The organism is Pirellulales bacterium, assembly GCA_036490175.1.
Lineage (GTDB): Bacteria > Planctomycetota > Planctomycetia > Pirellulales > JACPPG01 > JACPPG01.
In genome coordinates this window covers 1-11,085 of sequence record DASXEJ010000155.1, presented here as the reverse complement: position 1 = coordinate 11,085, position 11,085 = coordinate 1, and the positions used below count along the sequence as shown (strand labels likewise).

At 60.8% G+C, this 11,085-nt stretch carries 8 protein-coding genes; 5 read left to right on the top strand and 3 right to left on the bottom strand.

All coding sequences use genetic code 11. The annotated features are described in order from the left end of the window. Nucleotides 1–197: hypothetical protein (locus tag VGG64_12310; GenBank protein ID HEY1600382.1), on the bottom strand; the 197-nt coding region annotated here is incomplete at its 3' end. Between the two features lie 255 nt (nt 198–452). Here VGG64_12310 and VGG64_12305 point away from each other — a divergent pair. Beyond that, entirely contained in the window at nt 453–2,102 is a 1,650-nt protein-coding gene (locus VGG64_12305) for a gamma-glutamyltransferase (protein ID HEY1600381.1), read from the top strand. 32 nt (nt 2,103–2,134) lie between these two features. Here VGG64_12305 and VGG64_12300 read toward each other — a convergent pair whose 3' ends face one another. Next, entirely contained in the window at nt 2,135–2,434 is a 300-nt protein-coding gene (locus VGG64_12300; GenBank protein ID HEY1600380.1) for a hypothetical protein, read from the bottom strand. 357 nt (nt 2,435–2,791) lie between these two features. Next, entirely contained in the window at nt 2,792–3,745 is a 954-nt protein-coding gene (locus tag VGG64_12295; protein HEY1600379.1) for a hypothetical protein, read from the bottom strand. A 687-nt stretch (nt 3,746–4,432) separates the two neighbouring features. Between VGG64_12295 and VGG64_12290 the strand changes: the two genes are divergently transcribed. From VGG64_12290 to VGG64_12275, 4 genes are all read left to right on the top strand, one after another. After that, nucleotides 4,433–5,059 (top strand): sigma-70 family RNA polymerase sigma factor, encoded by a 627-nt coding sequence (locus VGG64_12290; GenBank protein HEY1600378.1) that lies wholly within the window; start codon nt 4,433–4,435, stop codon nt 5,057–5,059. Then, a complete protein-coding gene (locus VGG64_12285) occupies nt 5,056–7,785 on the top strand; it encodes a serine/threonine-protein kinase (protein ID HEY1600377.1) in 2,730 nt (909 codons plus the stop codon). Before VGG64_12290 ends, VGG64_12285 begins: the two co-directional genes overlap by 4 nt. Nucleotides 7,786–8,201: 416 nt before the next feature. Beyond that, complete coding sequence (locus VGG64_12280) at nt 8,202–10,142, top strand: hypothetical protein (protein ID HEY1600376.1); 1,941 nt, start codon at nt 8,202–8,204, stop codon at nt 10,140–10,142. Nucleotides 10,143–10,432: 290 nt separating this feature from the next. Further along, nucleotides 10,433–11,085 (top strand): S8 family serine peptidase (locus tag VGG64_12275; GenBank protein ID HEY1600375.1); only part of this gene is annotated, 653 nt, incomplete at its 3' end.

Genomic DNA, 11,085 nt, shown 5'->3' with positions numbered 1-11,085 from the left:
GTAATCATTTGGTTGGCTTGCCACTCGGGTACGTCGATGTCCTGCAATAGAAAATAGGCGCCGCCAAATCGCAGGCCGGCAAGTCCTGGCTGCTGCCATTGCGTTGCGAATCCCAAGGCGGCGAAGAACTCGAGCGATTTCGGGAACTGCGGACCGGAAGGGACAAACGGATACAAGGTTGTCGCCACCATCTTCATGCATGAGTTCCTGAACGGAAAGTGCGAATTCGTTTTGATCCCTGCAACGACCCCGACGGTCGTAGGCGGTACGGCGTTAGTGTAATGTAACCCAACTCGACCGGTCATCTTCTTTCTTGTCATCTTCAGGATCGTCATAAACGAGCTTGTTGAGGGTCGAACCGTTACACTTAATCTCGCGCCATTGACCATGACCCCGTGGTCGATTTAGTGGCACTTGTTCCCAGCGCAAGATCCTCTGGCCGGAGAACTATCATGCGTCGATCCTGCTACGTCGTTCGGTCATTCTTTCTCGCAATCGTCTTCCTGGGCCTATCGCCAGTTTGGGCGGCCGATCCGTTGCCGGGCGCCACCGGGACCGGCCGCCAAGGGGCAGTATGCGGCGGCGGGGCCGAAGCCGTTGCGGCAGGAATTGCCACGCTGAAGCGCGGCGGCAACGCGGCGGACGCGGCTGCCGCGACGATCCTCGCGCTCTCTGTCACCGATTCGGCTGGCTTTTGCTTCGGCGGAGAGGTGCCGATCTTGGTTTATGACGCGCGCCGCCAGGTTGTGGAAGTTCTCTCCGGGCAGGGCGCGGCACCACAGCTTGCGACGCTCGAATACTTCAACCGTTTGGGAGGCATTCCGACCAAAGGATTGAAAGCGGCGGCAGTGCCGGCTGCTTTCGACGCCTGCCTGACGTTACTGGATCGATACGGCACGTTGCGACTATCGGACGTCGCGCAGCCGGCTCTTGTCTTGCTCGATCACGGCAAGGCACCGTGGCATCCGCTGCTAGCTCGATCGATGCGCCGACTGATCACGGCCGAGAGTGAAGGGGGCGACGACCGCAGTCGCGGGCTGCATCTGGCTGCCGACTATTTTTATCGCGGCCCGTTAGCGCGCGAGCTGGCTAATTGGTGCGAGCAAAACGACGGGCACATTCGCTTTGCCGATCTGGCCACACATATTACGCGTGTCGAACAGCCGGTGTCGGTCGATTACCGAGGGCATCAGGTGTTCAAGTGCGGCTCCTGGACACAAGGGCCGGCGCTATTGGCCACGCTGCGTTTGCTAGAGGGTTACGACCTGGCCGCACTCGGACACAATCGTCCAGAGACAATCCATCTGACCATCGAAGCCATAAAACTGGCGCTGGCGGATCGCGACGTGTACTACGCCGACCCTCTCTTTGTCGATGTACCACTCGAGGCACTGCTCTCGCGCCCCTACGCCGACTTGCGGCGGCCCTTGATCGACCGTGACCACGCCTCCCTGGAGCAGCGCCCTGGCGATCCCCACACGCCGCTGGCGTTATTGGCGGAGAAAGAGAAACGGCAAGGGCTCTCCGGGCCAATTCACGATACGACGACGTGCGTCACGGCAGATCGCTGGGGTAACGTTGTGGTCGCTACTCCCAGCGGTTGGAGCGGGGTGCAAGCCGGCGAGACGGGAATCTGGTTGGGTTCACGCCTGCAAAGCTTCAATACATGGACGGGGCACCCCAATTGCATCGAACCCGGCAAGCGTCCTCGCGTGACCCTCACGCCCACACTTGTGCTCAAGGATGGCAAGCCGCTGCTGGCCGTGAGTGTAGCTGGTGGCGATGGCCAGGATCAGGCGGCACTGCAAGCCGTGCTGAACCAGGTTGACTTTGGCCTCTCGGCGGCCGACTCGATGAACGCGGTGCGTTTTGGTACCAAGCATCACGTGGGCTCGTTCGGTCAGTCGCCGCCCGATTTGGGCAGCCTGCTCATCCACCCGGATGCCGATCCCGCCACGGTTGCAACCTTGGCCAAACTAGGGCACAAGATCGATCAGTCGTCGCGCGCCCTGTGGGCTCCCTGCGTGATTCGCATCAACCCGGCCGGCGACTTCGAGGCGGCCGGCGATCCCAAGGCCGGACGCCACGCTGCCGCGTATTAGCACCGAATCAGGAACGCCCGCGATGATTGCTGCTATTTCTGCTGCGCCAACGCTCCGGCCGTACTGGTGAGGCTTGCCTGCCGTGCTTTGGCGGTCGCCAGGCGGCGTTCTTTTTCTGATTCCTTGCGTTCGCGGCGTTCGGCGGCCTTGCGTTCGCGCTGTTCCCGTTTTTCAGCCGCAAGCTGGCTTTGCTCTTTCAAATAAGCCTGCTGCAATTGCGTCTGCTGCTGCAACATCGCCAGCTGCAACTGATACTGATATTGGTTCTGATAAGCGAGTTGCTGCTGCAGATACGCCGACTGGTAATTCCCGGTCCCCAGGCCGCTCGACATCGGCGACATCATCGAGCCCGACGCCGCTCCCCCGCGCATACAGCCGCCGCCCTGCGCTTGCACGCGGTCGGCCAGCGATCCAAAACCCATTGCGACGATTGCGAATGCCAGAAACCTCATTGTGCAGCCTCCTCTCGTGCTGTTTGGGCAAGAGCCGAAATCCTCTGTTCGTCGCTGTGCTTCGCACGTTCCTTGGGACGCACGGCGAATAAATGAACGTGCCATACGGCGCAACGACCTGCCAACGGCTATTCCGACTCTCAGGGCAGCGAGCCGGAATAGCGTGTGACCGGGGGATCACCGTTGGCAAGGTCATCAGCCCAATCCCTCGAGCAGGTCATCGTCCCCCTCTCGGGATCAGAAACCTCGATGCCGACCGAAAAACGAATGAAAGCTGTGTGTTGCAGTAGACGCCGTGGAAGCCGCCAGGGTGCCGCTCAGCGTGCCAACCGTCACCGAGCTGCCTGCCGCCACCGAGGTCGGAAAGTCCGTCGGCAACTGCGTCTCGGAGCCTTGCGGATTGCTTGACAGCACCAGGCTGCCGGCGCCGCTGGTGTCGGTCGTAATCTTGCCGACCACGGTGCCGTCGACCGCCACGTCGAGCATGGTGCTCGCCGTAGCGCCTGTCACACTCACCTTGAGCTTGGTCGTCGCGGTACCATCGACCGTGCCGGTCCAATACGTTGCCGTGCCGGTGGCGCTAGAGCTGGAATCCGTAAGCTGCGCGCTGAGCGTCGTCCCGATTTGGTCGCCGCCGCAGCCTCCGTCGCCGGTGGACGTTGGTGTGGCAAGGCTACCGCTGGCAGCGCCCACCGTGATCGTCGAACTGGCAGCAACGGTCGTGGGAAAATTCGACGGCAGTTGCTGTTCGTTTGCACCGTGTGGGTTACTGGACAAGACCAGCTTGCCAGCGCCATTGGCGTCGGTCGTAATTTGACCGACGATCGTGCCGTCGACGGAAACGTCGAGCGAAGTATTGGCCGCCGCGCCAGTAATGCTCACCTTGAATTGCGTCGTGGTGGTGCCGTCGACCGTGCTGGTTGCGTACCAAGCCGTGCCGGTGTCCGTACCGGTTGAATCGGTCAGTTGCGCCGTCAGTACAGTATGCGTGGCCGAGGTCGAGGTAGCCCCGGCGGAGACGGTCGGCGACGAACTCGAAGTCAACGCTGAGGCATGCGAGCTAAAGTCCTGGAACGCCGCGGGAGGTGGTCCCGCGAGCCCGTGTCCCGATAGCATGTCGCGCGCTTCCAATTGCTCGCCGAACCCGAACTTCTGGATCAATGTTTTGCGCATGAAACTCCGTGAACGCATCGTGGGTCTCCTCTGACTGATGCCGCCTGTGTCCTGCTGGCTCGCGTCGACCCGTACCGCCGAACGGCGGTGCCACTCTCAATCACTGTGTTCGTCTAAGGAACCCCGTTGCGCGGGGTCTTTGTTCCACACGGTGGCAGAGCGACAAATGACATGGTGTTCCACTCAGAATGACCGGCGGAATCGCCTGGCAACTTCGTGCCAAGATGAGAAGATCCTCTGTTCCAACGCCCACTAAAAACCAATCCTTTGACGATTGCCCGGCCCAAGTCATCTCGCAGCGGCCGTGGCCCCCGTAATGCGCTGTCCCCTGCGCTGTTGGTCACCGGCCGGCCAAGTGTTCCGCCGCCTGAGAATCGATATTTTCAGAAATTTCATGACCATCCCGCGGAGCCACGGAGGCCATTTCGATGCGCGCTGGCGACTACGGCGCAATTGCCGCGACAGTCTCGCGAGTTTCCAGGCGTGCCGGTGTGGTAGGGACGACCGCAGGATTTCCTGCCTTTCCGCGGCGGTTTATGCCAGCCGTCGTGACTAAATAGCCCATGGTGCCCAGCAAGCGGCCAAGTGTGCTTCTGGGTACGATGAAGGGAGTTCCTGGCAGGGGCCGAGGAATTCTCCGACCGCAAGGTGGCGAAAATGCCGACTGGCAGGCGAGGAGCGGGGGCTGACCCCCAGGCGAGCGCTATGACGCCGATGCTGACCGTAACATCTACCGATCCCGAGCAGTTGATCGCGCTTGCCAAGCGAAGAACTGACGGAGCGATCGGACAATTGTTGGAAACGTATCGCAACTACCTGTCGCTCTTGGCGCGCGTACAGATCGGGCGTCGTCTGCAAGGCAAGGTCGATGCGGCCGACGCTGTACAAGAGACGTTTCTCGAAGCGCATCGTAACTTTTCCAACTTTCGCGGCCATACCGAGGCGGAATTCGTCTGTTGGCTGCGGCAAATTCTGGCCGCTCGGTTATCGAACCTGGTGCGGCATTACCTGGGCACCAAGCGGCGCGACGTGCGCCTGGAACGTGCAGTGAGTTTCGAACTCGATCAATCGTCGGCCGCTTTGGATCGGCAGTTCGTGTCGCCGCTCGAATCCCCCAGCAAGCTGGCCGCACGTCGTGAGCATGCGGTCATGCTGGCCAACGCGCTCGATCGATTGCCCGCGGATTATCGCGAAGTGATCGTACTGCGCCATCTAGAGGGAGTACCGTTCGCCCAAATCTCGCAACGACTCGGGCGCAGCGAAGATAGTGTGCAAAAACTGTGGGTCCGCGGCCTGGCACGACTGCGTACCGAGATGGGAATAGACGCGTGATTCCTGCAGAAGACAGCTTGTCAGGCCGCCCAGCGACGTCCAAAACCGGCGCGTCCGTGGCGGCGCATTCCGACGATGGCGCCGACGATCCACGCGTGCTGCGCGCTTTGCAGGAGTATGTTGCCGCGATCGAGGCCGGTCGTCCGCCCAATCGGACGGAATTTCTTGCCTCTCGCGCCGAGATTGCCGGGCCGCTGGAAAAATGTCTGGCCAGTCTCTCTCTCGTTATGGCGGCCGCACCTCGCCTGCGGATGATGCACGGCGACAGTCCTGCGTCGATGCCCGGCCAAGAGCTTCCGGCAGCCTTGGGAGATTTCCGCATCGTCCGAGAATTGGGACGCGGTGGGATGGGCGTCGTCTACGAGGCCGAGCAACTGTCGCTCGGCCGGCGCGTGGCGCTGAAGGTGCTGCCCTTTGCCTCGGCGCTCGATAGCACCAGACTGCAACGATTCAAAAACGAGGCCCAGGCCGCCGCCCAGTTGCATCACTCGAATATTGTGCCCGTCTATGCCGTCGGCTGCGACCGCGGCGTGCATTACTACGCGATGCAACTCATCGAAGGGCGAACCCTGGCGAGCGCCATTCAAGAGTTGCGGGCGACAACCCGCAACGACGTTGACGCAAATCGTCCTCACCCGCACGAGCGCGCGGGGACTCCTGCCACCGAGGACTGGCTGGGTGGCGCCGAGAACCTGCGCCTGCAACCGACCGCCGGGCCACCAACAGCACCTCAACATCCCATCAATCGAACGGCCACGCAGACAGAAGATACACTGCGTGCCTGCGAAACCGTGCCGTTCACCAGCGCGCTGTCTGCGGAGCGAAGGACGTCGCGCTCGGCCTTCTATCGCACCGTCGCTCGGCTGGGCGTACAAGCCGCCAATGCGCTCGATCATGCCCATCAATTGGGCGTCATCCATCGCGATGTGAAGCCAGGCAATCTGCTGCTCGACGGACATGGCAAGTTGTGGATCACAGATTTTGGCCTGGCGCAATTTCACGCCGAAGGGGGCCTGACGCTGACGGGAAATCTTCCCGGCACGATTCGTTACATGAGCCCCGAACAAGCGGCCGGCCGCCGGGGCGTGCTCGATCATCGTACAGACATCTATTCATTAGGCGTGACGCTCTACGAGTTCGTGACGCTGCGCCCGGCGTTCGACGATACCGACGGACGGATCCTGGTACGCCATATCGCGGTGGAAGAACCGCTACCGCCCCGGTCGATCGATCGCGGCATTCCGCCGGATCTCGACACGATCCTGCTCAAGGCCATGTCAAAGGCGCCGGCGGACCGCTATTCCACGGCCCAGGAACTGGCCGACGACTTGCAGCATTTCTTGGAGCACGAGCCCATCCGAGCCCGCCGCCCACGCCCACTAGAAAGCGCGGTCAAGTGGGCTCGCCGCCACAAGCCAGTCGTCGCGGCGGCTGTGGCGCTACTGCTGATCACGATGATGGGGCTGTTGGCTAGCACGATCGTGATCGCACGCGAGCACGCCAAAACCAAGCTTGCCTACCAGCGCGAGGTGGCCCAACGGGGGGAAACTGAGCGAAACTTTCGCCAGGCGCGCCAGGCCGTCGACACCTTTACGCGGCTGGTCGAAGAAGAATTGGCCAGCAAACCCAACATGTATCAATCGCGGCGCAAGTTTTTGCAAGCCGCACTCGACTACTACGAAAGTTTTCTGGAACAACACGTCGACCACCCTGAAGTCGTCGCCGATTTGTCGGCCACCAGCCGCCGCGTCTCGCAGATTGTGAACGAGCTGAGCGCGCTCGACAGTCTTAGCCCATTGATGCTGCTCTCGAACGAAGACGTGCAGCAGGACCTGGGCATGTCTCCCTCGCAGCGGGAACAAACCAACGCGTTGGTCGAGCAACTATGGACCGACCGCGCCGCAACCGGCAGCGAGGAGGAGTTGAGCGCCGATGACCGGCAGCATCGCATGGCGGCACTGGTGCAATCGCATGAGCAAGAGATCGCCCGGGTAATTCAGCCCGAGCAGGTCGAGCGACTGCATCAAATCTCGCTGCAACAGCGCGGGCCGTTTGCTTTTAAACGTCAGGAGCTCATTGCCGCTCTGCAATTGACTGCTGAGCAGCGCGCTCAAATCAATGACGTTATCGAAGCCAATGCTCCCCACCGCCACCGCCCGACGAGGAACGGTTTTGCCGGTTCGGCGGGCGCGTCCGGCATGCACGGACCGGGTGGCCACGACCACGGCGGACCAGGCCATGATGGACCTGGACATGACAGATTTGGAGATGACGGGCCGCCTCCGTTCGATGATGAGTTTTCCGGGCACTTTGACGAGCCGCCGACGAGCACACCAGACATGGAAAATGCCGCAGACGCGCGATCGGTAGACGCAAAGGTGCTGGCCGATACATCTGCGCCCCGCGCTGGACGCGTGGATGTCGCGCCACCGCGTAAGCCAGGGTCACCCGATGACTGGGGGCACAGGCGCAAAGGAACAATGTCCCACAAGGACCCTCGCGAATCCTCCGGTCCGCGAGGGTTCGGGAATCATTCCCGAGAGCCTCCACCAAAACCGGGTCAGCATTCCTTCGGCCCTAGTGGCATGCGAGAGACCATGAACCGGACCGTTGAACAGATCACGAAAGTGCTCACTCCCGAACAACAAGAAATCTGGAAAACAATGACAGGTAAGCAAGTAGATTTTGAGTTGCCGTCGGCGCCCGATAATTTTTTTCTGTGGTAGAAGCGGAAGACCTTCGACGGAACCGATCTCGCATATTTTCATTCGGTCACAGTGTAAAGCGCTCACGTGAACTGATTGCTGCCCGCGCAGTCCGATGTCGATCGAGTATTCGCTTTCGTAATGAGACAAATGTTTTGAAACGATGAGGGAAAGTCATGCTGTCATTGCTTAAAAACATGTAAGGACATTGCCGACGCTGGACAGCGCCGCAGTCGATCGCTACGGTTGTAAAGAGCCGGGGATATCAATGCAGGGGATACGCATGCCGCATAAGGTAGGGAACGATGCTTCTGGATCGCCTCTGGCAGTGGGGTTTTAAGGGAGTCCGCGCAAATCTTCGCAGTCGACCTGGCACACGCCGCTCTCATGTGTCGACGCGTCCTCTTCGTTTAGAGGCTTTGGAAGATCGCGCATTATTGAGCGTTAACCCCAGCTCATTGCTCAACGCTGCTGTCTCTCATGCGAATGTTGGCCCTGTTGCGCCTGCGAGTATCAACGGCACGGGTTCCCACAATGGCACAGTAAGCAGCGGGGACACGGCAACGCACTTTGTCGTCGCGCTCGTACCTGGGACCACCAGCGGCACTTCGACCACCGTCGCGCTGCTTGCTGAGGACGCACAAAATCGCTTCGTCATCAGTTACGATGGCACCGCTAACCTGACGAGTTCGGATGCGAGCGCCACGCTTCCCTCCACGGTGACTTTCAAGAATGGTCACGCGAGTTTTCAAGTAACGTTTGTCACCTCTGGATCGCAGAGTGTCACGGCCACGGACGGGACCAATAGCTCGATTACTGGGACGGCGACGACCAACGTGGCCGCCCCCGCCGTGGCCACGCACTATGTGCTGTACATGCCGGCCGGCGCCAGCGCCGGCAAGTCGGTCAGCGTCCAGCTTGTGGCTGAAGACGCCGAGAACTTTATCGTTCCGGGCTACTCCGGTACGGCAAACCTAAGCAGTTCCGACACGGCGGCCACGTTGCCGACGACCGTCACCTTCAAAAACGGGCATGCCAGTTTTCAGGCGACATTCACCACCGCCGGTGCCCAGACCATCACGGCGACCGACAGTGCGAACAGCGCTCTGACTGGCACGGCGTCTACAAACGTCGTCGCCGCGGCGGCGGCCACGCATTTTGTCGTCGCGCTGCCGCAAGGCGTTACTGCCGGTTCCCCAGTTACTGTGCAACTGCTGGCCGAAGATGCTCAGAACCACATCGTCTCCGGCTATAGCGGCACGACCAACCTGGCCAGCTCGGATTCCAGTGCTACGATCCCAGCAACCGTTACGTTTCAAAATGGGCACGCCAGCTTCCAAGTGACATTCGCGACCGCCGGGCAGCAAACCGTCACGGCCACCGATACCACAAATAGCACGCTCACGGGCACCGGCAACACCAACGTGGCGATTCCGCACTACGTGTTGCACCTCCCCACCGGGGTCGTGGCCGGCACTGCCATTACCGTGCAGCTGGTGGCCACTGATGCGCAGAACCACGTGCTGACGAATTACTCGGGCACGGCCAATCTATCGAGTTCCGATGCCAGCGCCACACTGCCTGCCACGGTGACGTTTGAGAACGGCCACGCGAGCTTCATCGTGACCTTCATGACGCCTGGCGCGCAGACGCTGACCGCCGTCGACAGCGTCAGCGCGTCGCCTGTCGGAACCGCGACAACCAACGTGGCGGTGCAGGATGTTGCCACGCACTACGTGCTACTGTTGCCGCCAGGCACGAAGGCTGGCGTGCAAGCGACGGGAATTCTGGTCGCCGAGGATGCACAAAATCGCATCGTGTCCGGCTACACCGGCACGGCCAACTTGTCCTCCACAGATTTCGCCGCCGCCTTGCCGGCAACAGTGACCTTTGACCACGGCTATGCCAAGTTTCAGGCCACGTTCGCCACCGGCGGCCAACAAACGGTAACGGCCACTGATAGCGCCAACTCAACCTTGTCGGGAAGCGCTACCACGAATGTAGCGTCCGCCGCCGTGGCGACACATTTCGTGGTCCTGCTTTCGCCGAATACAACCAACGGCTCGGCGACAACGGCCTTGATCGTTGCCGAGGATGCCGAGAATCACATCGTGCCTGGGTACGCTGGCACGGCCAATTTGTCCTCGACAGATTCCGCGGCCACCCTGCCGGCGACGGTTACGTTCGATCATGGCTATGCCAAGGTCCAAATAACGTTCGCCACCGTAGGGCAACAGACGGTGACGGCAACGGATTCGATCAATAGCGCGATCGTCGGCACGGCCACGACCAACGTCGCCGCCAAAAGCTCGCATGGAACGTGGGGAACCCTCCTATCCGATGCGCGCAGTTTGATTGCAAGTTTTCAACGACACTAAGCGCCAGGGGAATCGCGTTTCTCAAGGCAAGAGAGCGACACGCCCCGGCATAGATTTGCGTGACAAACCATTGGGCAACTCTTTACAATTTCGAGAATCTTTCGCGACAAAACCTGCGTATCATCTCAGGAATCCCTCGGGCCAGTACGGGGGAGCGTGAGCAGAGAGACGCTGCAGGGAGGGCTGGGGGGGTAATTAGTCGGTGGCGTCGGATCGTTTTGTCGCGAAACGGCCCGGACCACGAAGAGGCTTGAGGTATCATGTTGAGACATCGCCGATCGCGTCGCGCAATGAGCGCAGATAATCGACCAACAACGCGCCGTTTAGGGCTGGAAGATCTCGAATCACGTCATTTGCTCTCGGCCACCGGGATCAGTCCCGACTACGTCGAAATCCCGGCCGCCAGCTCGGGAAGCAGTGGCTACACTCCCGCGCAGATTCGCGCGGCGTACGGGTTCAGCAGCACTTCGTTTGGTTCGACGGCTGCCAACGGCAGCGGCCAGACCATCGCCATCATCGACGCCTATAACGATCCGAACATTGCCTCCAACCTGGCCACGTTCGATCAGGCGATGGGCATCGCAGCCCCGGCCAGTTTAAAGATCGTCAGCCAGACCGGCAGTTCGTCTCTCCCGGGCACTGACCCTAGCCAGGGATGGGAAGGAGAGACAGCGCTCGACGTCGAATGGGCCCACGCGATCGCGCCCGGGGCAAATATCCTGCTCGTCGAGGCCAACAGCAGTTCGGACTCGGATTTGTTTGCGGCGGTGAACTACGCGCGGCAACAGGCCGGCGTCTCTGTGATCTCGATGAGCTGGGGGAGCAACGACAGTTTGTCCGATCAGGCAACCGATCAGAGCCTGAGCTCGCAATATCTTGTCACCCCGGCGGGCCATCAGGGAATCACGTTCGTCGCATCCTCGGGTGATCATGGCGTACCCAG